This window comes from Oceanobacillus profundus, from assembly GCF_003515705.1.
GTDB lineage: Bacteria > Bacillota > Bacilli > Bacillales > Amphibacillaceae > Oceanobacillus > Oceanobacillus profundus.
In genome coordinates this window covers 275,687-299,355 of record NZ_QWEH01000003.1, presented here as the reverse complement: position 1 = coordinate 299,355, position 23,669 = coordinate 275,687, and the positions used below count along the sequence as shown (strand labels likewise).

25 protein-coding genes are annotated in these 23,669 nt (G+C 36.8%); 16 read left to right on the top strand and 9 right to left on the bottom strand.

All coding sequences use genetic code 11. The features are described 5' to 3' along the window. Positions 1–53: 53 nt before the first annotated feature. Positions 54–719, top strand: coding sequence for a potassium channel family protein (locus tag D1B32_RS07055; RefSeq protein WP_095308432.1), 666 nt, complete (start codon positions 54–56; stop codon positions 717–719). Positions 720–914: 195 nt separating this feature from the next. Here D1B32_RS07055 and rnjA read toward each other — a convergent pair whose 3' ends face one another. From rnjA to def, 3 genes are all read right to left on the bottom strand, one after another. Next, positions 915–2,582: a ribonuclease J1 gene (rnjA, locus tag D1B32_RS07050; RefSeq protein WP_118888982.1), complete on the bottom strand. Its 1,668-nt coding sequence runs from the start codon at positions 2,580–2,582 to the stop codon at positions 915–917. Positions 2,583–2,585: 3 nt separating this feature from the next. Continuing rightward, the gene (locus tag D1B32_RS07045; RefSeq protein WP_095308434.1) at positions 2,586–2,795 is read right to left on the bottom strand and encodes a DNA-directed RNA polymerase subunit epsilon; all 210 of its coding nucleotides are present in this window, start codon (positions 2,793–2,795) and stop codon (positions 2,586–2,588) included. 631 nt (positions 2,796–3,426) lie between these two features. Then, positions 3,427–3,978 carry a peptide deformylase gene (gene def, locus D1B32_RS07040; RefSeq protein ID WP_095308451.1) on the bottom strand — a complete coding sequence of 184 codons (552 nt, stop codon included), beginning with the start codon at positions 3,976–3,978 and terminating at the stop codon, positions 3,427–3,429. Between the two features lie 438 nt (positions 3,979–4,416). Between def and D1B32_RS07035 the strand changes: the two genes are divergently transcribed. From D1B32_RS07035 to lpdA, 5 genes are all read left to right on the top strand, one after another. Continuing rightward, positions 4,417–5,079, top strand: coding sequence for a YkyA family protein (locus D1B32_RS07035; protein WP_240033749.1), 663 nt, complete (start codon positions 4,417–4,419; stop codon positions 5,077–5,079). Between the two features lie 905 nt (positions 5,080–5,984). After that, positions 5,985–7,028: a pyruvate dehydrogenase (acetyl-transferring) E1 component subunit alpha gene (pdhA, locus tag D1B32_RS07030; protein WP_240033754.1), complete on the top strand. Its 1,044-nt coding sequence runs from the start codon at positions 5,985–5,987 to the stop codon at positions 7,026–7,028. Between the two features lie 3 nt (positions 7,029–7,031). Next, on the top strand, positions 7,032–8,009 hold the full coding sequence (locus D1B32_RS07025; RefSeq protein ID WP_118888981.1) for an alpha-ketoacid dehydrogenase subunit beta: 978 nt from the start codon (positions 7,032–7,034) through the stop codon (positions 8,007–8,009). Positions 8,010–8,032: 23 nt separating this feature from the next. Next, complete coding sequence (locus tag D1B32_RS07020; protein WP_118888980.1) at positions 8,033–9,304, top strand: dihydrolipoamide acetyltransferase family protein; 1,272 nt, start codon at positions 8,033–8,035, stop codon at positions 9,302–9,304. 3 nt (positions 9,305–9,307) lie between these two features. After that, positions 9,308–10,714, top strand: coding sequence for a dihydrolipoyl dehydrogenase (lpdA, locus tag D1B32_RS07015; protein WP_118888979.1), 1,407 nt, complete (start codon positions 9,308–9,310; stop codon positions 10,712–10,714). Positions 10,715–10,750: 36 nt separating this feature from the next. Here the strand turns inward: lpdA and D1B32_RS07010 are convergent, their stop codons facing one another. Next, entirely contained in the window at positions 10,751–11,143 is a 393-nt protein-coding gene (locus tag D1B32_RS07010) for a hypothetical protein (RefSeq protein ID WP_118888978.1), read from the bottom strand. Between the two features lie 468 nt (positions 11,144–11,611). On the opposite strand from D1B32_RS07010, the gene D1B32_RS07005 reads away from it, so the two are divergent. The 3 genes from D1B32_RS07005 (at position 11,612) to D1B32_RS06995 (ending at position 13,142) form a co-directional block, all read left to right on the top strand. Next, positions 11,612–12,322, top strand: coding sequence for a polysaccharide deacetylase family protein (locus D1B32_RS07005; protein ID WP_338045034.1), 711 nt, complete (start codon positions 11,612–11,614; stop codon positions 12,320–12,322). Between the two features lie 257 nt (positions 12,323–12,579). Beyond that, the gene (locus tag D1B32_RS07000; RefSeq protein WP_095308443.1) at positions 12,580–12,684 is read left to right on the top strand and encodes a GapA-binding peptide SR1P; all 105 of its coding nucleotides are present in this window, start codon (positions 12,580–12,582) and stop codon (positions 12,682–12,684) included. A gap of 191 nt (positions 12,685–12,875) precedes the next feature. Further along, positions 12,876–13,142 carry a UPF0223 family protein gene (locus D1B32_RS06995; RefSeq protein WP_118888977.1) on the top strand — a complete coding sequence of 89 codons (267 nt, stop codon included), beginning with the start codon at positions 12,876–12,878 and terminating at the stop codon, positions 13,140–13,142. Positions 13,143–13,239: 97 nt separating this feature from the next. Here the strand turns inward: D1B32_RS06995 and D1B32_RS06990 are convergent, their stop codons facing one another. Next, the gene (locus tag D1B32_RS06990) at positions 13,240–13,860 is read right to left on the bottom strand and encodes a YktB family protein (protein WP_118888976.1); all 621 of its coding nucleotides are present in this window, start codon (positions 13,858–13,860) and stop codon (positions 13,240–13,242) included. A 332-nt stretch (positions 13,861–14,192) separates the two neighbouring features. On the opposite strand from D1B32_RS06990, the gene D1B32_RS06985 reads away from it, so the two are divergent. After that, a complete protein-coding gene (locus tag D1B32_RS06985) occupies positions 14,193–14,390 on the top strand; it encodes a YkzI domain-containing protein (protein WP_095308446.1) in 198 nt (65 codons plus the stop codon). 132 nt (positions 14,391–14,522) lie between these two features. Then, on the top strand, positions 14,523–15,329 hold the full coding sequence (locus tag D1B32_RS06980; protein WP_095308447.1) for an inositol monophosphatase family protein: 807 nt from the start codon (positions 14,523–14,525) through the stop codon (positions 15,327–15,329). Positions 15,330–15,340: 11 nt separating this feature from the next. Here D1B32_RS06980 and D1B32_RS23685 read toward each other — a convergent pair whose 3' ends face one another. Then, positions 15,341–15,511 carry a DUF5325 family protein gene (locus D1B32_RS23685; protein ID WP_158586216.1) on the bottom strand — a complete coding sequence of 57 codons (171 nt, stop codon included), beginning with the start codon at positions 15,509–15,511 and terminating at the stop codon, positions 15,341–15,343. Between the two features lie 194 nt (positions 15,512–15,705). Here D1B32_RS23685 and D1B32_RS06975 point away from each other — a divergent pair, with 194 nt between their 5' ends. Next, complete coding sequence (locus D1B32_RS06975) at positions 15,706–16,011, top strand: YlaH-like family protein (protein WP_118888975.1); 306 nt, start codon at positions 15,706–15,708, stop codon at positions 16,009–16,011. Between the two features lie 63 nt (positions 16,012–16,074). On the opposite strand, the gene D1B32_RS06970 is transcribed toward D1B32_RS06975, so the two are convergent. After that, complete coding sequence (locus tag D1B32_RS06970; protein WP_095308453.1) at positions 16,075–16,278, bottom strand: YlaI family protein; 204 nt, start codon at positions 16,276–16,278, stop codon at positions 16,075–16,077. A gap of 167 nt (positions 16,279–16,445) precedes the next feature. Between D1B32_RS06970 and D1B32_RS06965 the strand changes: the two genes are divergently transcribed. Further along, positions 16,446–16,760, top strand: coding sequence for a YbyB family protein (locus D1B32_RS06965; RefSeq protein WP_118888974.1), 315 nt, complete (start codon positions 16,446–16,448; stop codon positions 16,758–16,760). A gap of 32 nt (positions 16,761–16,792) precedes the next feature. Here the strand turns inward: D1B32_RS06965 and D1B32_RS06960 are convergent, their stop codons facing one another. Continuing rightward, complete coding sequence (locus tag D1B32_RS06960) at positions 16,793–17,395, bottom strand: YhcN/YlaJ family sporulation lipoprotein (RefSeq protein ID WP_118888973.1); 603 nt, start codon at positions 17,393–17,395, stop codon at positions 16,793–16,795. A 197-nt stretch (positions 17,396–17,592) separates the two neighbouring features. Beyond that, positions 17,593–18,084, bottom strand: coding sequence for a molybdopterin-binding protein (locus tag D1B32_RS06955; protein ID WP_095308457.1), 492 nt, complete (start codon positions 18,082–18,084; stop codon positions 17,593–17,595). 168 nt (positions 18,085–18,252) lie between these two features. Between D1B32_RS06955 and D1B32_RS06950 the strand changes: the two genes are divergently transcribed. From D1B32_RS06950 to pyc, 3 genes are all read left to right on the top strand, one after another. Next, entirely contained in the window at positions 18,253–18,534 is a 282-nt protein-coding gene (locus D1B32_RS06950; protein ID WP_095308458.1) for an Fpa/YlaN family protein, read from the top strand. Positions 18,535–18,950: 416 nt separating this feature from the next. After that, positions 18,951–20,135, top strand: coding sequence for a putative lipid II flippase FtsW (gene ftsW, locus D1B32_RS06945; protein WP_095308459.1), 1,185 nt, complete (start codon positions 18,951–18,953; stop codon positions 20,133–20,135). Then, entirely contained in the window at positions 20,123–23,566 is a 3,444-nt protein-coding gene (gene pyc, locus D1B32_RS06940) for a pyruvate carboxylase (protein ID WP_118888972.1), read from the top strand. Before ftsW ends, pyc begins: the two co-directional genes overlap by 13 nt. Positions 23,567–23,669 lie beyond the last annotated feature (103 nt).

Sequence of the window (23,669 nt, the reverse complement as noted above, 5' to 3'; positions counted from 1 at the left end):
AAACTTTTGCAGGCGTATATTAGATACAGAGAATTATTTTTGGAGGGTTAGAAATGGTAAAGGACTATGCTGTTATAGGGCTTGGTAGATTTGGTGGTAGTATTTGTCGGGAACTCTCTAAAGAGGGGAAGCAAGTTCTGGCAATTGATAACGATGAAAACCGAGTTAATGAATATAAAAAGATTGCTTATCATTCGGTTATTGCAGATACAACAGACGAAGATACGTTAAAGGATATTGGGATTCAAAACTTTGATCACGTTATAGTAGCGATTGGAGAGAACATTCAAGCGAGTATTTTGACCGCTGTTATTCTTGTTGACCTTGGAATAAAGAAAATAACCGTGAAAGCTAAAAATGATTATCACGAAAAGATCTTAGATAAAATAGGTGTGCATCATATTGTGCATCCTGAGCGTGATATGGGGCGGAAAATTGCGCACAGTATTATTTCACATAACATATTGGATTACCTTGAATTATCAGATGAACATAGTATTGTAGAGGTGAAGGCTGGAGAAAAAATGATTGGTAAATCCTTGATTGATCTAGATGTTCGGGCGAAATATGGCTGCAATATTGTAGCTATTAAACAAGGCAGATCAATTAATGTTTCGCCGAGTGCGGAAGATGCATTACAGGAAAATGATGTTTTAATCGTGATTGGGGCCGATGAAGATATTTCGAGGTTTGAAAGGAATCTTGTTATCGATGATTAAAAAAGACATGGAAGAAAATTCTTCCATGTCTTTTTAGAGGTTGTTCAAAAGTCCGGTGAAAATGACACATCGAATTTCTTCGTTGGCTTGCTTTTCTGTTCCTCACGTATTAAATCCATACGTTCCGGTACTCAAAGCTACGCCGCCTCGAACTTCTCGGTCCTTTTCATCCTCCTTTTGAACACGTACTTATACTTAAACTTCCATGATAATAGGTAAAATCATAGGTCGACGTTTTGTTTTTTCATAAAGGAATGGAGCAATTGTATCTGTAATCTCATTTTTAATTTCAGACCATTGCGTTGTTCTTCTTTCCATCACTTTATTTAAATGAGAAGATACAAGCTTTTGTGCTTCGTTAATCAAGTCTTCGGATTCTCTCATGTATACAAAGCCCCGAGAAATAATATCCGGACCTGAAGCGATTTTAAATTCTTTCATGTTGATACTTACGACTACTATTACGAGTCCTTCTTCAGAAAGAATTCTACGGTCTCGTAACACAATATTGCCAATATCACCAATACCACTACCATCAACATAAATCGAACCAGATGGGATCTTGCCGGATATGGAAGCCTGGTCTTTACTCAGTGCAAGAACATCCCCATTATCCATAATAAATGAATGATCAGGTTCTACGCCACAAGATTCGGCTAGTTTGATATGTTCTTTTAGCATACGGTATTCCCCGTGAATCGGCATAAAGAATTTTGGTTTAATCAAGCGAAGCATTAATTTTTGCTCTTCTTGACTCCCGTGACCAGATGTATGAATATTGCTTAGTTTACCGTGAATAACATCTGCACCGGCACGATACAATTTATTAATTGTTTTGCTAACACTAACGGTATTGCCAGGGATTGGTGAGGAAGAAAATACAACCGTGTCACCAGGTATAATTTGGATTTGTCTATGTGTACCATTAGCGATTCGAGATAGAGCTGCCATCGATTCGCCTTGAGAGCCTGTACAAAGAATCGTTACTTCATTTGCTGGGAATCGGTTAATTTGATTTCCTTCAATAAATGTCTCTTTAGGCGCTTGGATGTACCCTAACTCTAAACCGATGTTGATGGCGGACTCCATACTACGTCCAAACACAGCTACTTTACGGTTGTGCCTGACAGCTGCTTCTACTACTTGCTGTAAACGATAAATATTCGATGCAAATGTAGCGAATATCAGTCTTCCATCAACACGGCTGAAGATATCGTGAATGCTTTGACCAACAACTCGTTCTGACATTGTAAATCCTGGAACTTCACTATTTGTGCTATCGGATAAAAGGCAGAGTACACCTTCCTTGCCGATTTCAGCCATTTTTGTAAGATTAGCTGGTTCACCAACAGGAGTAAAGTCGAATTTGAAGTCACCAGTATGAACAATATTTCCTGGCGGGGTTTTTACGACAATTCCATATGAATCAGGGATACTGTGTGTTGTACGGAAAAAACTGACGGAAGTTTTACGGAATTTAATAACATCATCTTCTTGTATTGTAATTAATTTAGCACTTCTTAATAAGCCGTGCTCATCCAATTTATTGCGAATTAATCCGATTGCTAGTGGTCCTGCATAAATAGGCACATTTACTTCACGCAAGAGAAAAGGAATTCCACCAATATGGTCTTCGTGACCGTGAGTTACGAATAAACCTTTTATTTTATCCTGATTTTGTACGATGTACGTATAGTCAGGGATAACATAGTCGATTCCTAATAATTCATCCTCTGGGAATTTAATCCCAGCATCGATAAGAATGATTTCATCCTGGAATTGGACAGCGTACGTGTTTTTTCCGATTTCACCTAGTCCACCTAAGGCAAAAACGGCTGTTTGATCATTTTTGACAAATTTCATAACTTACACGTTCTCCAACTGAAGTTTTCCAGTTTCTTTCTCGTAATTCAGATGTGCCTCATCTAGTTCTTGGATATATTCGATGTTATATTTCCGATCTTTTAATTTCTTTCTTACCTCTCTAATTGAATCCGCTTCAACGTAGGTGCTTTCTGTGCGTTCGCGAACAGGAACTTCACTAGGATCCTTTTGATATAAAACTTTAAAAATCATTTCATCTCTCCTAACATATTTCTATATTTTTTTGTTCAACTAATAGGAGCTATGCCTGTAATAGGCGATAACCCATTTTAAATTGGATGTTATTACCTTTCCGTAAAAACTTTCGCCTGGCATGTTTCCGTCGCAATACCAGTTTATCGTTAAATATCATTCGTTGGTGTGATTGGTTGCATCCTTGGTAGTCTTATTTAAAAGTCGTAGGTACACGTCCTTCTTTGCCTAAAAAGTCTCTCCACCGTTTCTTCAGCTTATCTTTTAGGCGCTTTAGCATGAGGACACACGTCTCCTTTCAGATATCTAGAAAAAGCAACAAAACATTCTACCGTCCAATCCTCTTATATACAGTATAGTACGAAATGAGGAAGATTTAAATAAAAATACATCATTTTTAAAAAAATAATCAAAAAGTCTAGCAAGTTTTAGTTGTAATTTTATCTTTTACATGGAATGAAATCTTATACATTTTGGTAAAGTACTCATCTGCAGCAAAGCGTAAGTGCCCGGTTGAAGGCGAGTGGAGAGTAAGGTCTGGAGCTGAACGGGTCATGCTGTTTAATAGCTATCCACAGCAATCATCCCGGTGTAAGAAAAAAGGTGTCCATAAAAACAGACACCTTGCTAATTATTCGATTGCGGTGGAATTATCAGGTATTGAGAATGGATTATTTGGATTGATACGATCGTAAAACATAATTCCATTAAGATGGTCGATTTCATGTTGAAATACGACAGCAGGGTATCCTTTTAATCGTAGCTTTATTGGTTTTCCGTCCATGTCGGTTGCTTTCACTGTGATTCTTGCATGTCTTGGAACATAACCTTCAACAGCCCGATCCACCGAAAGGCAGCCTTCTCCACCAGCTAAATAGGATTGTTCAACGGAATGACTGATGATTTTGGGGTTTACTAAACCGTAGCTATATAATTTTCCGTTAAAATCTTCAAAATGAATGGCAATGAGTTTTTTTTCGATACCAAGTTGAGGAGCAGCAAGCCCAACTCCAGCTCTTAAATCGTATTTTTTCGCGATTTCCTCGTCTTGACTATTCTTTAAAAACTGCAACATATCTTTTAATAGTTGTTTTTCATCATCATTAATCGGCATGTCCACTTCAGCAGCAATTTTTTTTAGAGAGGGGTGACCTTCACGGACAATATCTTTCATTGTTAGCATAATCAATTCATTACTCCTTACTGGTTATATTTTATGTAATAGAGGGTATAAAAATATTGATCCTCTTTTTTAATCCAATACCATACCATTGTATTATACTAACATAACTTCAATGAATAAATCATAATTTTAAATTTATATCTGATCAAGTTAGTACGTATTAGAAAATTGGACGAGGTTGTAATCCGGCATCACATTAAATTATATGTTGCAAAAGGTTCGAGACGTCGTAGCCCCTTGTACCGGCTTGCTCAGGATGTGTTCGGTGTTCGACATAGGACGTGTCGGTACATAGTCGAAGATCTCATGCTCTCGAATCGTCATTGTTACTGGAATTTTTGAACAATCTCTTAAAAAAGTCACCACTGTATGTAAGATTAGATTATGTTATACTTTAAAAATACTTAATGATAACTAGAAAACATAGGAGGAAGAAACGTGCATTTTAAGAAATTATTATTACTGATCTTATCAATTAGCTTGATGGTGTTGTTCACTGCATGTAACAGTCAATCAACTGAGGAGCAGATACATAATCATCTTGAAGAAGCAGTTACACTTGAAGAAGAATTTGAAAAACAACAAAGTGAAATTACGGACTTAGAATTAAAAGAACAAGAAATTTATAATCAAATTATTGATTTAGGTATGGATGACTTCGAAACAATTAAGGAATTATCAAATCAAGCATTAGAAATAATTGAGCAACGAAAAGAAAAAATAGGACTAGAGAAAGATAGTATTGTAAGTTCAAAAGAAGAATTCAATGAGATTGAAGCGTTGCTTGATGACATTGAAAATCAAGAGCTAAAAGATATTACAGAGTCAATGTATGAAGTAATGAATAATCGTTATTCCGCTTATGAAGATCTTAATGGTGCTTACACGGAATCTTTAAAATTAGAACAAGAGCTATATGAGTTACTTCAGCAAGAAGATCTTGAGCAAGATAGATTAACAGATCAAATTAATTCAATTAATAAAAGCTATGAACAAGTGCTTCATTCCAATGAAGCATTTAATAACTACACAGTTGAATACAATGAATTTAAGAAAGAATTTTATGAAACGGCAGATATAGCAGTTTCATTTGAGGAATAAAATTTAAAAACAGACCTATAAACAAGCAGTTTGGGTCTGTTTTTTTATGCAAATTTTATGCTTATGGTAGCTGCACTTGAAAAAGTGACTGTTGGATAGTATATATAAACTGTGGATTAGTGTATTTAAATGGATTGCGCGTCTCCCCGCTCCGGAAATATACTTCGCACACCTTAGGGGAGCTGGTGAGCCTCCTTGTACTGTCGCTCTGCGTAGTCTCACCGGAAGTGGGTTTCTTCCGGAGAGGGTGAAGCCGTGCCCACGGAAAGCATCCGCCCAAAGCGATCCCGGACGGCGATTATTGCACATACTTGAAGAAAACAGCCGAGAAGTTAGTTCGTAGTTTCTTTCAACTTTACTATTGCAAAAAACATAACAAGGAATAGTGATTGAATTGTTCTAAGACAATTTTACGTTCGCGGAATCTTGATACTTGTGATTGCAAATATAGCTTTTCCCGATAAGTAAGGCTTTAGAGTTCGTAATGAACTGCTTCGACAAACTTAAACTTAATAATAGATACAGTTTAATAGTACAGTTCGAAAGCTATATTATAACAGTTAGATCTTGTTGTTCATCAAATACCCCCGCTTAAAATGTAAATCCTTTCATTTGCTTGAAATGTATAAGCAAACCTGTTGACCGAATATAAAAAATGGGTTACGATCTAGTAGCAAGCTGGATTGTATCAATAAACTTTACATAATTTATGTAACAGGTTATTATTTATTATGGGTTGTGATTATTTATGACCTTAATAGGGTACATCATTAATATATAATTTTTTGTAGAGATTTACCTTATTCTGGGTACGCTAGGAAAGACAATAATATTAAGGGTATAAAGAAAGGAAGAGGTGAACCATTTTGAAATATGTACTTGATAATGTTGAAAGTCAGTTCGAAATGTTCCAGATTCTAAATGAAGATGGGAAAATTGTGAATAAAAATAGTATGCCAGATCTATCGGATGAGGAATTGAAAGAGCTTATGCGTCGTATGGTTTATACACGTATCCTTGATCAGCGCTCAATTGCCCTAAACCGTCAAGGTCGCTTAGGTTTCTATGCTCCAACAGCAGGTCAGGAAGCTTCACAACTAGGAAGTCAATTTGCGCTGGAAAAAGAGGACTTTATTTTACCTGGTTATCGTGATGTTCCACAGTTAATTTGGCAAGGTCTACCATTATATCAAGCCTTTTTATTCTCGAAAGGACATTTTCACGGAAACCAATTCCCAGATGATTTACACGCACTAAGCCCACAAATTATTATTGGTGCACAATATGTTCAAGCGGCTGGTGTTGCTTTAGGAATCAAAAAGCGCGGCAAGAAAAATGTTGCGATCACATACACAGGTGATGGTGGTACTTCGCAGGGTGATTTCTATGAAGGAATTAACTTTGCAGGTGCATATAAAGCGCCAGCAATTTTCATTGTACAAAATAACCGCTTTGCTATTTCTGTTCCAGTAGAGAAACAAACAAATGCGAAGACATTAGCACAAAAGTCTGTTGCAGCTGGTATTGAAGGAATTCAAGTTGATGGTATGGACGTGTTAGCAGTTTACGCAGCAACGCAAGCAGCCCGCGAACGTGCAATCAATGGCGATGGACCTACTTTAATTGAGACACTAACATACCGCTTCGGTCCTCATACAATGTCTGGTGATGATCCAACTCGTTATCGTACAGAAGACATGGATAACGAATGGGAAAAAAGAGATCCACTTGTTCGCTTCCGCAAGTTCTTAGAAAGCAAAAAGCTATGGACGGAAGAAGATGAAAACAAAGTAATTGAAGAAGCAAAAGAAGATATTAAGCAGGCGATTAAACAAGCGGAACAACAACCAAAACAAAAGGTTACAGATTTAATCGGTAATATGTTTGAAGAACTTCCATCTAACCTACAGGAGCAAATGGAAATTTATAAAGAGAAGGAGTCGAAGTAAATCATGGCACAAATGACAATGATTCAAGCAATTACAGATGCAATGCGCGTTGAATTAAAAAATGATGAAAACGTGCTTGTGTTTGGTGAAGATGTTGGTCAAAACGGTGGAGTATTCCGCGCTACAGAAGGTTTGCAGGATGAATTCGGTGAAGACCGTGTATTCGACACTCCTCTTGCAGAATCAGGAATTGGTGGTCTGGCGATTGGGCTTGCATTACAAGGTTATCGCCCGGTTCCGGAGATTCAATTCTTTGGTTTCGTATATGAAGTAATTGATTCTATTAGTGGACAAATGGCTCGTATGCGTTACCGTTCTGGTGGACATCATACAGCACCAATTACAGTTCGTGCTCCATTTGGTGGAGGTGTGCACACACCTGAAATGCACGCTGATTCTCTCGAAGGATTAATGGCACAGCAACCAGGTCTTAAGGTTGTTATTCCATCAACTCCATATGAAGCAAAAGGATTGTTAATCTCAGCAATTCGCGATAATGATCCAGTTATTTTCTTAGAGCATATGAAGCTTTACCGTTCTTTCCGTGGTGAGGTTCCGGAAGGGGAATACACTGTAGAAATTGGAAAAGCAGATGTAAAAAAAGAAGGAAATGACGTTACATTAATTGCTTACGGTGCAATGGTACATGCATGTCTTAAAGCAGCAGAAGAACTTGAAAAAGACGGAATCAGCGCAGAAGTAATCGATTTACGTACTGTATCACCAATTGACTATGATACGGTTTTAGAATCTGTGAAGAAAACAAGCCGTGTTGTTGTTGTGCAAGAAGCACAACGTCAAGCGGGGGTAGCAGCGAATGTAGTTGCTGAAATTCAAGAAAGAGCAATTTTGCATCTTGAAGCACCTGTATTACGAGTAGCGGCAGCAGATACGGTTTATCCGTTCTCGGACGCTGAAGAGGTTTGGTTACCAAACCATCAAGATATTATTGAAAAAGTAAACACTGTAATTAATTTTTAAATAGAAGACAGGAGGTAAGATGTATGGCATTTGAATTTAAATTCCCAGATATCGGGGAAGGTATTGCTGAAGGCGAAATTGTAAAATGGTTCGTTAAAGATGGCGATGAAATAAAAGAGGACGACGTACTATGCGAAGTTCAAAATGATAAAGCTGTTGTTGAGATTCCTTCACCAGTAGAAGGAACAATCAAAAAGATACATGTTGCAGAAGGTGAGGTAGCAAATGTAGGAAACGTATTTGTTACCATTGATGCTGAAGGTTATGAGTCTGATGATAGTGGTCAGGAAGAAGCGGCAGCTGACAAACAAGCAACAGAGGAGCCTGCAAAGGAAGCTCCAAAAGATGCTAAAGAAGAACCTGCAGAAACGGAAGGTAAACGAGTTATTGCAATGCCTTCTGTAAGAAAATACGCTAGAGAAAACAACGTAACTATTGAAGCAGTTAGTGGTACTGGTAAAAATGGTCGTATCCTAAAAGCTGATATTGACAGCTTCCTAAGTGGTGACCAACCGGCAACACAAACGGAACAAACAACTGAAGAAGCAGTTGATACGCAAGCTGCAAAACCAGTTGCAGTTCCAACTGGCAGCTACCCAGAAACTCGCGAGAAGATGACAAATATCCGTAAATCAATCGCGAAAGCAATGGTTAACTCTAAATCAAAAGCACCACATGTAACGTTGATGGATGAAATCGATGTAACAGAGCTTGTTGCACACCGTAAGAAGTTTAAAGCAGTTGCAGCTGAACAAGAAATTAAATTAACGTACTTACCATATGTTGTGAAAGCACTTGTGTCGGCGTCTAAAAAATTCCCAATTCTAAACTCATGGATTGACGATTCAACAGACGAGATTGTTCAAAAGCATTACTATAATATCGGTATCGCTGCTGATACAGACAAAGGATTACTTGTACCTGTTGTAAAAGATGCTGATAAGAAATCCATCTTTGAAATTTCAGCTGAGATAAATGAATTGGCAGGAAAAGCTCGTGATGGTAAACTAAAACCAGATGAGATGAAAGGGGCTTCTAACACAATTTCAAACATTGGTTCAGCAGGTGGGCAATGGTTTACACCAGTATTGAATTACCCTGAAGCTGTAATTCTTGGAATTGGTCGTATTGCCGAGAAGCCAATTGTTCGTGATGGGGAGATTGTCGTTGCTCCAGTTCTTGCTTTATCTCTAAGCTTTGATCATCGTATCGTTGATGGTGCAACTGCACAGCTAGCTTTAAACCAAATTAAACGATTACTAAATGATCCACAATTAATTATGATGGAGGCGTAGGTAATGGTAGTAGGAGATTTTCCGGTAGAAGTAGATACACTGGTTGTTGGAGCAGGTCCTGGTGGTTATGTTGCTGCTATCCGTGCTGCACAATTAGGACAAAAAGTGACGATTGTTGATAAAGGTGCTTTAGGGGGAGTTTGTTTAAATGTTGGATGTATTCCATCAAAAGCATTGATTCAAGCGGGTCATTTGGCAGAAAGTGCAAAAGGCTCTGAAGAACTAGGAATCAAAACAGAAGGTGTGACAATTGACTTTTCCAAGGTTCAAGAGTGGAAAGGCAGCGTTGTTAACAAATTAACATCTGGTGTTGAAGGCCTTCTTAAAGGGAATAAAGTAGACATCGTAAAAGGGGAAGCATATTTCGTAGATAAAAACACTGCGAAAGTTATGGACGATAAGTCTTCTCAAACATATAAATTCAAACATTGTATCGTTGCAACTGGTTCATCACCAATTGAAATTCCAACATTCAAATTTTCAGATCGTGTACTCGATTCAACAGGAGCTTTGAACTTGAAAGAAGTTCCTAAGAAATTAGTGGTTATTGGTGCTGGATATGTTGGAAGTGAGCTAGGTTCTGCTTATGCAAACTTCGGAACAGAAGTTACTTTCCTTGAGGGTGCAAAAGATATCCTAAGTGGATTTGAAAAGCAAATGACACAGCTTGTTAAAAAGCGCTTGAAGAATAAAGGTGCTACAATCATCACTGAAGCGATGGCTAAAGGTGTTGAAGAGTCAGCTGACGGTGTGAAAGTTACGTATGAAGCTAAAGGAAAAGAAGAAACAATTGAAGCAGATTACGTACTTGTAACGGTTGGCCGTCGTCCGAACACAAGTGAAATCGGCTTAGAACAAGCTGGAATTGAGCTTGATGAAAAAGGACTTGTTAAAATCGATAAACAATGTCGTTCTTCTGTAGACAATATATTCGCCATCGGTGATATTGTTGCAGGTCCTCCGCTTGCTCATAAAGCATCCTATGAAGGAAAAATTGCTGCTGAAGTAATTGCTGGAGAAAAATCTGAAATCGATTATCTTGGTGTGCCAGCCGTAGCATTTACAGATCCAGAACTTGCAACTGTTGGAATGACAGAAAAAGACGCAAAAGATGCTGGTTATGATGTAAAAGTAGGGAAATTCCCATTTGCTGCAAATGGTCGTGCGTTGTCCTTAAACAATAGTGACGGATTCTTGAAATTAATCAGCCGTAAAGAAGATGGCTTAGTAATTGGTGGCCAAATTGCTGGTCCAAATGCGAGTGATATGATTTCGGAAATCGGACTTGCTATTGAAGCAGGAATGACTGTTGAAGATATCGCATTAACTATCCATGCTCATCCAACGTTAGGTGAGATTACAATGGAAGCTGCAGAAGTGGCACTTGGAACTCCAATTCATATGTTATAAGATATTGAATATGAACGTTATTAAAAAGGATGCCTTTTAGTTTAAGGCATCCTTTTTATCTTCTTCTAAAGTGACCTCTAGCTGCTCCATAATTTCATCTTTGGGCATGTTGCGAGATAGCTGTGCAACCGTCTGACCATTTTTTTGAATGATAAGAGTAGTACCTTTTGTGTCTAAGGGTATATCCATTTCTGTGGGATCGATTTCAACCATTTTTGCATCTGCAAATTCATAAGGGTATTCTGCTTTTAAATCAATAATGGCATCAATGTATATTTCATCAATTTCTTCAATTGATTCTTCTGGGATAATCATGACATTATATTCCGTCGGATTAAACGAAATAGCCTCAACGACTTCGTCTTTAGACTGACAACCTGTAAGTAAAATTAGTAGGGTAGAAATCATCAATAAGAACTTGTTCATCAACTTTTATTCACTTCCTCATTGTGAATTTATCTCATGACAATGTAAAGATAGTTTATCAAATGAATAGTGCACTTTAGATAATGTTATCGAACTGTTATTAAAATGAAAATCTATTGTCGGAAATTGTAAACATGAAGCAACATTGTTTGGGGTATATAATAGAAGTGGATTATATTGGTATATCGTGAAGTCATTTCCTATTTGGTTTGTACAGGAATATTTTTCGATCGGAAATGACAGTTGTTTCACGAATGCTTTATACTAAATCTAGTAATCTATTCTTACAGCTAGGAGGAGGTTCTACATATGAAACGTATTACATTCTTTATCCTTGTTATTGGTTTTGCAATTCTATCAGCCTGTGCAAGCGATACAGAAACGACGAGTCAGGGAAAATCACCATCTGCAAATGGAGAAAATGAATAGCAGAATCAGACAGCAGAGAACGAAAAACAAGGTGAGGATGAGGTGAAGGAAGAAGAATCTGAAGAAGAGGAGGCTACGGACGAGCCTTCTATTGAAGCCCAGTATACAATTTCGGAAAATTGGTCAGTAATTCCAATAGAAGCAGAAACGAATGAAGATGTTGTCTTATTGACAATTGATGATGCGCCTGATAAGTATGCTGTTGAAATGGCCAAAACATTAAAAGAATTAGATGCTGGGGCGATCTTCTTTGTAAATGGACATTTTATTGATACACCTGAAGAAGAGGAAATGCTCAAAGAAATTCATGAAATGGGCTTTATGATTGGAAATCATACGTTTACACATGCAACATTACCAGAGATATCTGAAGAAGAACAGAAAGAGGAGGTTATAAGTCTAAGTGATCGTATAGAAGAGATTATTGGTGAACGTCCGTTATTCTTCCGAGCCCCGCACGGTGCTAATACAGAATATTCAATTCAAGTTGCCGAAGAAGACGGTATGACAGTAATGAACTGGACGTACGGCTATGATTATTTCGAGCCTTATATGAATGCTGAAAAGCTTACGGAAGCAATGATTTCAGGAGAAGGGCCAGAGGTGGATGTACCGTATTCATTATTGAAACCGGGAGCGAATTTACTCATGCATGATCGGGAATGGACAGCTCAAAGCTTACCGAGCATTGTCGAAGGCTTAAGAGAAAAAGGGTACGAGATAGTTGACCCAACATTTATCGAAACAAAATGAAGGGGTAATTAATAAACCAGTTAAAAACCTTACTGAATTCAATCATGAGAAGTTCAGATTTAACGTATAATGGACACAACCATAAGCCTTCATACATATGGTTGTGTTTTTTTATGAATTTTGGAAGGAATAGCAATAATGCCTCTTATTCAATGGGATATCTCTAAATATGTTATACTATTAACTATTGACTCTTATAATGTGTCATATTATAATATGAATATGTTATCAATAAAGTTGGAAAAGGGGATGACTTAATGGGTACAATAATTTGTCAAGATTGCCAACAAGTTATTGAAGATTACGAAGATGAAAAAGTAACAACTCTTTACGGTACATGTCCTACTTGTGATAAAAAATAATACAATTATAGGCTAAGCTACATTATATAGTGTAGCTTATTTTTTTGCATATACAGGGAAACGATAAACAAACAGGTTAATTAATTCCCGTTTACCAAATAGAAGTAGATATGTATTATAATAAGTATCACGGAAAAACTTATTGATATAGGTCTATATGCACATAAGGTATAATGAGGTGAATAGGAATAATGAGTTATGAGTACCCGATAGATGAGACGTGGTCAACGGAAGAGATCATAGATGTTGTGAATTTTTATTCACTTGTGGAAAAAGCTTACGAAAAAAAAGTAAGTCGCGAAGAAATTCTATTGCTGTATCGTAGATTTAAACAGATCGTACCTTCAAAAAGCGAGGAAAAGAAGCTGTTTACAGCATTCGCAGACTCATCAGGCTATTCTTGTTACCATACTGTCAAAAAAGCGAGAGATTCAGCCGACGACTTTATTAAAATGTAATAATGCTGGTATTACCGTTTAGAAAAGCAAAGACCTTATTCACATACAGGTGAATAAGGTCTTTTTTTCTTAAGGTTTTTGTAACGGGTGAGATCAGCTAGTTACGAGATTGTAGTGCTAATTGATAAAATGGGAGTAATGTATGAAAGGTTCGTTTCGCTGTATCGACTAAATCTCCTCCATTTGCAGCTAAATCACTTTCAGATGGAACATGAATTCCGATTAAAAACTCCGCTTTTTTTACATCTCTAAAGCGTTCGAGATGTTTCATCTCCAAATCCTGAAGCGTTATGGAATCTTTGCTCATATGATCTAAAGAAACAACGAAATTGTCTGGAAGCTGTTTAATTTTATCAAATGCTGAAATAAACGATTTCGCAATTTCTTGTTTATTTGGTAATTCGTAAATTAGCGCTAGCCACATAAATAGATGATCATCAAACAAACCTATTTGAAAGTGTGGGTGTTTTTTGTATCCTCGTTTATTATCTGCTATTGCCAGCCAGGTATCCTTTGGGGGATTTACAGTTCTCCTTGCGTGTTTAGCAATATGTAAATACATTTCATTTCCTAATTGTGCTGCTACATAGTCAGCGAGTTCAGATCCGATTTCTTGGAACTTCGGCTGAATTCTTGTTTGGATTGCTTCCATTCTTTCATCAAGACCATCTATCGTAAATGTTTCAAAATCTTCACGTCTAAATCCTTGAAAAGTCAAAAGTTTCATTCCTTCCTTCATGCATGTTATTTATAATAATTATTATTAAATATAGAAGGTTGTAAGTCAAGTTATACATACTTATTGATTCTGTAACAGAAAACATTGGCAATATGGTGTGAAAGCTTTAAATGTTAAGTTTCAACCCTATGTGATCAGGCTTTAAAGAGAACTGAAATTCTCAGTTATGTTTAAAAAGGCTAAAAACGGGAAATGATAATAAAAATAATCATTAATTTCAGAAAAGCTATGAACAATATAATTTCCAAGTCATAAAATAAAGAAAACACATGAAACTGATAAAACAAGCTCTGAGAAAGGAAGTGGCGAAGTTGAAATATGTTATGGAAGCGTTAAGGAGAAAAGAGGCTGAAGAGCGACTGCCTGTTATCCGAATGGAGATTGATTATGAGCTGGTAACGCTTTATGATGCGATGCAAGCTAATGATAAAGTTTCAATTATTAAAGCTAAGGAACGTCTAGAGGATTTAAGGAAACAGATGTTACAAATTGAAAATGAGCACGCTTAATAACTGACCCCAATATGTATTGGAAGCATTAGGAAATACTCGAATACATATTGGGGTCATTCATATACAATGACGGGGTCCCTTCATTTTGTTACAATTGGAATTATAATCATAATAGTGGAGGGCGTACATATGGATAAAGCGATTCGCAATGACATATATGATCAAGCTGTAAAATGGGTGTTGGAAGCAGGTACGATCATTCGAGATGAAATGAATGCTCCATTGAACATTGAAACGAAATCAAATCCAAATGATCTTGTTACGGTATTGGACAAACGTATAGAAGCGTTCTTTGTTCAGAACATAAAGGAAAAATATAGCAATCATTTTATTATTGGAGAAGAGGGCTATGGTGATTCCGTTACATCTCTTGATGGAACAATTTGGATTATTGATCCAATTGACGGCACCATGAACTTTGTTCATCAAAGAAGAAACTTTGCAATATCTGTTGGCGTATATCAAGATGGTATTGGTGAAATCGGAATTATTTATGATGTGATGTCAGATGTGCTGTACCATGCGAAAAAGGGCGAAGGAGCTTACAAAAATAATCAGCAGTTACCTCAGCTTACTTCAGATGTTAAATTAACAAATGCAATTATAGGAATGAACCATTTTTGGTTGTGTGAGAATAGACTTATAGATGAAAAAACGATGCAGAATTTTGTGAAGAAAGTACGAGGCACGAGAACGTATGGATCTGCTGCATTAGAGTTTGCTTATACGGCAGAAGGAATTGAAAACGGATATTTATCCATCGGACTCGCGCCGTGGGATGTAGCAGCTGGTATTGTCATTGTGAATGAAGTTGGCGGTGTGACGAGTGATATAGATGGAAATGAAGTGAATATGCTTGAAAAAACATCGATACTTACTTGTAATCCGATCTTGAAGGACGAAATAATAACCTTTATCCGAAATGGAAGAAAGTGACGGGATTTTCGTCACTTTCTTCTTTTCTTTAATGATAAACCATAACCGAAAATTGCAAATCCGAGTATTAGGAATAATAAAATAAACCAAATATTGCGGAAAGCGATAGCGAGTCCAACAAGAAAGAACATCGCAACAACAAGAATAGCTAATAAAAGCATAGGAACATTAATATTCTTCATTTAAGCACCTCTATTTCAATAAATAGTATATATGAAAAAAACGTTTTCTTCAAAAAAAGTTAGACTGATAGAGAATACTATTTTTCGTGGCTGTACAAATATAAATTAAAATATGACCTTACGCTTGTTAGTGGCAGGAATATAAAAGATTTAGTATGATAATAGAAGAGCTTAGTGAATATTGGGGGATACATATGGATGGCTTTAGGTTTGTATTTGATTTTGTAGTAGAAAAAAATGGTGTAGAGAATATATTTTGGATATTTTATGTAATGAATTTTATTCTTTGTGCAATTGCTTATGAACTTGGGTTTGCTCGTAAATTGCCACCGCTAAAAAAGCTTTTTGTTTATATTTTATTGTTAATTGGAACCTATATATTAACAATATTTACTACTGTAATGCGTATGCCAACAATTGAAAGCCTTATCGTTATTATTTTTATATTGGCAGTATATAGAATTAGACTTCATTACCAGAGAAAAGCAGATAATAAATAAAAAACGCCAATTTTGGCGTTTTTTTATTAGAGGAACGATAAACTTTAAAAAATTGGAAATAGACTACAAGTACTGGTCCACTTTTTTATTTTCGCGATAAAGTCTAAAATTTCCTGTAGAAAGTCTTTCGTTAGTTTTAACCTCAATTCGGCCATAGCAACTATTACACAGATACATATATATTCTTCTGTTTCTTAGTCGTTTTGCTTGAAGGCAATAATCTTCAATTTCTTCCACTTTATCACAAAGAGAGCACTTTACTTGCATTCTTTCACCTCTTACTTCAAAAAATAATCTGTATTTAAAAACTTCTTGTAAGTAGTATATCACAAGATATTCACTTTAGTAGGAGATCTTTTATGTTTGATAAGAACTATTCGGGGGAACATAAGTATAAACTTAACAATATCTATTTAAAATGAAAGGAAGATTTCATGAAAAAAAGATATGTATTATCAGCAGTAGGAGCACTAGGTGCAGGAGTAGCAGGTTACTATTTAAAGGATGAACAAAATCGTAATAAAATTAAAGAGGCTGCAAACGTTGTTGCATCGAAGTTTAAACAAAATTCGCATTCGGATGATCATGATCATACATTTGAAAGCTCAGGTGTACCGGATCAATTAGAGGAGAAAGATTTGGAGCAGCTAGAAAATTCCAAAATGGTATCAGAAGGATCACAGTTTGGTGTACAGTATTACAATGAAAAGAAAGAAGAAAACACTTCACGTAACCAAGAAGAAATATAAGGTAACCCAGGCTTCTATAAGAAGCCTGGGTTTTATTCTGCACGATTGTCATGGTGATTAGATTGTTCACCTTCGATATCATCCAGCTTTTGTTGCTCTTCATCAGATAATATTTCTTTGTTTTGGTCTGGTTCGGCAGGTGGGTTGTTCATGATTGGAAATTCAGGCATATAGCGACCTACAATCGCTGCAAGTTCATCTACAAATCCTTGAACAGGATGGCCTTGTGCCATTTTGTCTCCCATTCCCCTAATCCTCTCCATAACATCAGCATCGGCTACTACGATAGCTGTTTTTCCATATGGATCATGATAGAGTGCTTCGGAAACAGAATATTTAATTGTTCCTACCCGTGATCGATCAAGATCTTTATCAACATCAATCCCAACCACAGTGTAAGGACCAGCGACAATTGCAGCAGCATCACCCACACTTGGAACATCGCTAGCTACATTGGCTAGATGATTTGCAATTTCGGTATTGCTTAAATCTTCAAGTTTTGTTGGGTCTGAGTTTTTAACTTGGACTAATTGATTGTTTTCTTGTTCTTCTGCCAATGGGGGATCCTCCTGTTGTCCACATGCTGCCAGGAGTATAATTCCAACCAAAAATAATAATGTAAAATGCGGCTTCATTCAGCATTCCTCCTAATTATAGTAGCTGATGACCTTATTTTGGTTAGAATAAATGAAAATATACAGTGAAGGATATAATTATATTGGTTGGCAGGAAAGTAAGTATAAAACTTTCTTACTGCGTATATGCAACTATCGCAAGAACTTGGCGAATACGATTTTTTCTAATGAAAAAAATCTGCAATGCATGCAGATTTTTAGTGAATGATAATTTGTTTTATATTGGTTATTGGCTTGTCTTTATTTGATCCATCTTGGTAGAAAAAGTGAACAGGACCATTTTCTTTAATTGGTTTTCCGTCAATCGCAAAAAGAAAGTAGCCATTTTCGAGGTCAGCTATTGATATTTCCGTTTCTACCTCATCTGATACTAAAATAGCGTGCGTTGCACTGGCTTTAACTTCTGCATTTTTTATGAAATCATGCAATGGCATGACATAGGAATTTTTTAAAATTGTTTCTCCTTCTAATTTTGAGATACTCCTGTTTACAGGAGGACGATTCATTTTAACATCAAAAACTTCTCGGTTGAATCGTTGAGACGCTAATTCTAAATCATCAACTTCTTCCGAATTCCTGCCCTTGTCGGAAAAAGCGTCGCTCAGCAATATTTTTCTATCATCGAAAATCCATACGGTAGGATCTAAAGTGATGGAATAGAAAACGTTTCCCATAATCGGTACAATCATTATTTCACCCCTAATTCTGTATCTTCATCAAGAATAGCAGACATAAACAAATATTTCACCTGTAAAGAATTATTTTTTATAAAAATTTTACGCTTTTGTTTGCATTTTCTTGTAGCTAACGCTAATATAATATACAAAGAAGTCTTTCTAACGGAGGGGATTTTATTGATGCCAGAGGCGACTATTGATCACCGTGAAAAAGCCCATGCCCTTCTTAAGGCTGACGCTGACAACATATTACGACTAATTGAAGTTCAAATAGAGAATTTAACGATGCCACAATGTCCAGTCTACGAAGATGTTTTGGACACGCAAATGTTTGGTCTCTCGAGGGAAATTGATTTTGCTGTGCGTCTAGACTTAATCAGCGAGAACGAAGGAAGAGCACTTCTTGAAAATCTTGAGAAGAAGCTTAATATATTGCATGAAGCTTCACAAAATTCGGTTTGATTAAGCAGTCCATTGTATTGGCTTAATGATGTGATGTGACAAAGCAAAACTTTGCCAGTAAGTAAGCGGCAAGGTTTTTTTGTTTAATTGTAAGGAATATAAAGGAATTTAAATAGGAATTTATAGGTGAATTTGAAAAAATAATAACAATTTAGAAGACGCGACTTACAAAAATGTGTTATAGTTATTTAAATTTCTTTTCATCGATACTTAAAGTTCGTGTTTGAAAAAAGAGGGTAAAAGGACCGAGAAGTTCGAGGCGGCGCAAGACCTGGATTCCGCAGGTTTTGTTGACTCGACGTTCGACACTGGAAGTGTCAGAAGTTAGTTAGTCGATGTTCCTCCGATCTTGATGTGTCATTTTTACCGAACTTTTTGAACAACCTCTTAAAAAACATATGGTTGGGAGAAGTAGGATGCTTAAGAGATTAAAAGACTACGATTTTACCTTAATGATTACACCAATACTATTAGCTGGGTTTGGAATTGTTATGATTTATAGCGCGAGTATGGTGACAGCTGTTGTGGAAGGAAATGAAAGTACCCATTATTTAATACGTCAATCGATTTGGTTTGTAGTCGGAATGATAGGTTTTATCATCTGTAGTATATTTCCATACAAATACTATCAGAAGCTAATGAAGTTTATTATTTTGTTTATTGTAATCTTGCTTGTTGCTGTGCTTATTTTCGGAAATTCCGTAAATAACGCGAAATCATGGTTCCAGATTGGTCCAGCTAGTATGCAGCCGGCTGAATTTGCGAAGCTCGGTCTGATTATGTATTTGGCTTCCATCTATTCGAAGAAACAAGCATACATAAGTCAGTTTAATACAGGTGTATTACCACCGCTCATACTTACCGGGATTATTTTAGGATTAATTGTTCTTCAACCAGACATCGGAACCGCATCGATTATTTTCTTGATTGCTTGTACTGTTATATTTAGTTCAGGAATACGATTAAAGCACTTATCAATCTTAATCGCTATCGGTGTTGGATTAGCTATATTAGCAGTGCCTTTTTTAGTGACTGATGAAAGGTTGTCTCGATTTACAGGAGCTTACCAGCCTTTTGCAACACCAGATTCTGATGGGTATCAATTAATCCAATCCTATGTAGCAATTGGTGTTGGTGGATTAACTGGGGAAGGACTAGGTCAAAGCGTACAAAAGTTAGGCTATCTGGTGGAAGCTCATACGGATTTCATTATGGCGATTGTAGCAGAAGAGCTAGGTTTTATTGGCGTACTTATTGTGTTAGGAATGCTAGCAATCATTGTATTGCGTGGTATTTTTATAGCTAGAAAATGCAATGATAGTTTCGGAGCATTACTAGCATTAGGAATTTCTTCCATGGTTGGAATTCAAACATTTATTAACCTTGGATCTATTAGTGGACTGCTACCGATTACCGGTGTACCACTTCCGTTTGTTAGTTATGGAGGCTCATCACTTCTCATCATGTTAATCTCAATGGGAATTCTTAACAATATTGCAAGTGCTGTTAAGAAGCAAGAAATTGATGGAACAAAAGAGAAGTCGAATGTAGAAAGAAAAACGATTAATTATAACAGGAGTGATAGAAGATGGCAGAATTAAAACAGATCAAAAAAGTACTGGTTGCTAACCGAGGAGAGATTGCAATTCGGGTGTTTCGGGCTTGCACAGAACTAAACATCCGTACTGTAGCGGTTTATTCGAATGAAGATTCCGCGTCCTTTCATCGTTTTAAAGCAGATGAAGCATATTTAATCGGTAAAGGAAAAAAGCCAATCGATGCTTACTTAGATATTGAAGGAATTATTGATCTTGCAAAAGAAGTACAAGTTGATGCGATTCATCCTGGCTATGGTTTTTTATCGGAAAATATTAACTTTGCAAGACGTTGTGAAGAAGAGGGAATTATCTTTATTGGACCTACTAGCGAACATTTAAACATGTTTGGAGATAAAGTAAAAGCAAGAGAGCAAGCGGAGATAGCGAATCTACCGATTATTCCTGGTAGTGGCGGTGCTATAGCAACTGTCCGAGATGTTGAAGCTTTTGGAGAGGAACACGGATATCCAATTATCATTAAAGCATCATTAGGCGGTGGTGGACGTGGTATGCGAATTGTTCGTGATGCAAATGAAGTCCGCGAGGCATACGATCGTGCTAAGTCCGAAGCAAAAGCTGCTTTTGGGAATGATGAAATATATGTAGAGAAATTCATTGAAAATCCTAAACATATCGAAGTACAAATCCTTGGAGATCAGCATGGAAATATTGTTCATCTTCATGAAAGAGATTGTTCTGTACAGCGCAGACATCAAAAAGTAATCGAAGTTGCGCCAAGTTTGTCTCTTTCAGATGACTTACGAGAACGCATTTGTAATGCTGCAGTTGACTTGATGAAAAATGTAGGTTACATAAATGCTGGAACTGTTGAATTCCTTGTTACGAATGATGATTTTTATTTTATTGAAGTTAACCCCCGTGTACAGGTAGAACATACTATCACAGAAATGATTACTGGTATTGACGTTGTTCAAACACAAATTAAAGTGGCAGACGGATACAGCCTGCATGATGAATCTGTTGGAGTACCAGCACAAGAAGAAATTACAATTCACGGTTATGCAATCCAGTCCAGGATTACGACAGAGGATCCACTGAATAACTTTATGCCAGATACGGGTAGAATTAATGCATACCGTAGTGGTGGAGGTTTTGGTGTACGGCTAGATGCTGGAAATGCCTATCAAGGTGCAGTCATATCACCGCATTATGATTCTTTACTAGTTAAAGTTTCAACGTGGGCATTGACCTTTGAGCAAGCTGCAATTAAAATGGTGCGAAATTTAAAGGAATTCCGAATTCGTGGTATTAAAACGAATATCCATTTCTTGGAAAATGTAATTTTGCATGAGAAATTCATGTCTGGTCAATATGACACAACATTTATTGATAATACACCAGAGCTATTCGTCTTTCCGAAACGTAAAGACCGTGGCACAAAGATGCTTACCTATATTGCGAATACAACGCTCAATGGGGCAGAGGGGATTACGAAAAAGAAAAAGCCTGAATTTTCGCCATTACTTATTCCAGAAGTAGATTCTCATCAAGAAATCCCTGCTGGAACGAAACAAATTTTAGATGAAAAAGGCCCAGAAGGGTTAGCACAGTGGTTGAAGGATCAGAAGGAAGTATTATTAACAGATACTACATTCCGTGATGCCCACCAATCACTACTTGCAACAAGGATTAGAACGACGGACTTGCTGCATATTGCTGAACCGACTGCGCGTTTATTACCAAATCTCTTTTCTGTCGAGATGTGGGGCGGAGCTACGTTCGATGTAGCATACCGTTTCCTAAAAGAAGATCCATGGACTAGACTGCTCGCTCTACGTGAGAAAATGCCAAATGTACTATTCCAAATGCTATTACGTTCGAGCAATGCTGTAGGGTATAAAAACTATCCAGATAATTTAATTCGCGAATTTGTAGAGAAGAGTTCCAATGCAGGTATTGATGTTTTCCGTATTTTCGATAGCTTGAATTGGGTTGAGGGAATGAAGCTGGCAATTGAATCGGTTCGTGAAAATAACAAAATTGCAGAGGCGACAATTTGTTATACTGGCGATATACTCGATAAAGGTCGGGAAAAATATGATATTAATTACTACAAAAACATGGCGAAAGAGCTGGAACAATCTGGTGCCCATATTTTAGGGATTAAAGATATGGCTGGATTGTTAAAACCAGAAGCAGCCTATCAGTTGATATCTAGCCTTAAAGAAACGATCGATCTTCCAATCCACCTTCATACACATGATACGAGTGGAAACGGTGTTTATACGTATGCTAGAGCAATCGATGCAGGAGTAGATGTGGTCGATGTTGCTACTGGTTCGATGTCGGGATTAACTTCACAACCTAGTGCGCAGACACTTTATCATGCACTAGAAGGAAGCGCACGCGGGCCACAGGTTGATATTAATGCATATGAAGAAATCTCACATTATTGGGAAGGCATTAGAGAATACTATCAGGATTTTGAAAGTGGAATGAAAGCACCACATACAGAAATTTATTTCCATGAAATGCCTGGAGGACAATACAGTAATCTAAAACAGCAAGCGAAGGCTGTTGGACTTGGAAATCGTTGGAATGAAGTCAAAACAATGTTCCGCAAAGTTAATGACATGTTTGGAGACATTGTAAAAGTAACACCATCTTCAAAAGTAATTGGTGATATGACATTATTTATGGTACAGAACAATTTATCCGAAGCAGATATTTATGAAAAAGGACATTCAATTGATTTCCCGGATTCTGTTATTGAGTTTGCGCAAGGGTATATTGGTCAGCCATATCAAGGCTTCCCAGAAAAATTGCAGGAGATTATTCTTAAGGGGAGAAAAGCAATTACGGTTCGACCTGGGGAATTATTAGAATCAATTGATTTTGAGGGCTTAAGAGACGAACTATTTAAATCTTTGGATCGACAAGTAACTAGCTTTGATTTGATTGCCTATGCATTATATCCAAAAGTGTTTATGGATTATCATAATTTCTGTGAAAACTATGGAGATATGTCTGTGTTAGATACACCTACGTTCTTCTACGGAATGAACTTAGGTGAAGAAATTGAAGTAGAGATAGAAAAGGGAAAAACCTTAATTGTGAAACTTGTTTCTATTTCTGAACCTAAAGATGATGGTACACGAGTTTTCTATTTTGAATTAAATGGACAATCGCGTGAAATCAGAGTAAGAGATAACAGTGTTGAGTCCTTGCTTTCAACAAGACCAAAAGTCGATAAATCAAATGAAAAGCAAATTGGTGCGACAATGCCAGGAACTGTACTTGCAGTTAATTGTTCAAAGGGAGATTCAGTTGAAAAAGGTGAACACATTTTAACAACGGAGGCAATGAAAATGGAAACAACTATTCAAGCTCCGTATGCAGGTGTCATCAAGGCGATTCATGTAGATGCTGGAGAATCAATTGAAGTGAATGATTTGTTAATTGAGTTTGAATAATATTTGAATGGTAGTGTGTCTCTGATTTAATGAAATTATTATAATCGGAGACTCTCCACTAGCTTTTAATTGTTTTATAGACCCTTTGATGCAATTCAGCAGA

What these genes read in the sequence shown, in the direction of transcription:
- D1B32_RS07055 (WP_095308432.1), top strand. Translation starts at nt 54, where the DNA reads ATGGTAAAGGACTATGCTGTTATAGGGCTTGGTAGATTTGGTGGTAGT.
- rnjA (WP_118888982.1), bottom strand. Translation starts at nt 2,582, where the DNA reads ATGAAATTTGTCAAAAATGATCAAACAGCCGTTTTTGCCTTAGGTGGA.
- D1B32_RS07045 (WP_095308434.1), bottom strand. Translation starts at nt 2,795, where the DNA reads ATGATTTTTAAAGTTTTATATCAAAAGGATCCTAGTGAAGTTCCTGTT.
- def (WP_095308451.1), bottom strand. Translation starts at nt 3,978, where the DNA reads ATGCTAACAATGAAAGATATTGTCCGTGAAGGTCACCCCTCTCTAAAA.
- pdhA (WP_240033754.1), top strand. Translation starts at nt 5,985, where the DNA reads ATGTTCCAGATTCTAAATGAAGATGGGAAAATTGTGAATAAAAATAGT.
- D1B32_RS07025 (WP_118888981.1), top strand. Translation starts at nt 7,032, where the DNA reads ATGGCACAAATGACAATGATTCAAGCAATTACAGATGCAATGCGCGTT.
- D1B32_RS07020 (WP_118888980.1), top strand. Translation starts at nt 8,033, where the DNA reads ATGGCATTTGAATTTAAATTCCCAGATATCGGGGAAGGTATTGCTGAA.
- lpdA (WP_118888979.1), top strand. Translation starts at nt 9,308, where the DNA reads ATGGTAGTAGGAGATTTTCCGGTAGAAGTAGATACACTGGTTGTTGGA.
- D1B32_RS07000 (WP_095308443.1), top strand. Translation starts at nt 12,580, where the DNA reads ATGGGTACAATAATTTGTCAAGATTGCCAACAAGTTATTGAAGATTAC.
- D1B32_RS06995 (WP_118888977.1), top strand. Translation starts at nt 12,876, where the DNA reads ATGAGTTATGAGTACCCGATAGATGAGACGTGGTCAACGGAAGAGATC.
- D1B32_RS06980 (WP_095308447.1), top strand. Translation starts at nt 14,523, where the DNA reads ATGGATAAAGCGATTCGCAATGACATATATGATCAAGCTGTAAAATGG.
- D1B32_RS23685 (WP_158586216.1), bottom strand. Translation starts at nt 15,511, where the DNA reads ATGAAGAATATTAATGTTCCTATGCTTTTATTAGCTATTCTTGTTGTT.
- D1B32_RS06975 (WP_118888975.1), top strand. Translation starts at nt 15,706, where the DNA reads ATGGATGGCTTTAGGTTTGTATTTGATTTTGTAGTAGAAAAAAATGGT.
- D1B32_RS06970 (WP_095308453.1), bottom strand. Translation starts at nt 16,278, where the DNA reads ATGCAAGTAAAGTGCTCTCTTTGTGATAAAGTGGAAGAAATTGAAGAT.
- D1B32_RS06965 (WP_118888974.1), top strand. Translation starts at nt 16,446, where the DNA reads ATGAAAAAAAGATATGTATTATCAGCAGTAGGAGCACTAGGTGCAGGA.
- D1B32_RS06960 (WP_118888973.1), bottom strand. Translation starts at nt 17,395, where the DNA reads ATGAAGCCGCATTTTACATTATTATTTTTGGTTGGAATTATACTCCTG.
- D1B32_RS06955 (WP_095308457.1), bottom strand. Translation starts at nt 18,084, where the DNA reads ATGATTGTACCGATTATGGGAAACGTTTTCTATTCCATCACTTTAGAT.
- D1B32_RS06950 (WP_095308458.1), top strand. Translation starts at nt 18,253, where the DNA reads ATGCCAGAGGCGACTATTGATCACCGTGAAAAAGCCCATGCCCTTCTT.
- ftsW (WP_095308459.1), top strand. Translation starts at nt 18,951, where the DNA reads ATGCTTAAGAGATTAAAAGACTACGATTTTACCTTAATGATTACACCA.
- pyc (WP_118888972.1), top strand. Translation starts at nt 20,123, where the DNA reads ATGGCAGAATTAAAACAGATCAAAAAAGTACTGGTTGCTAACCGAGGA.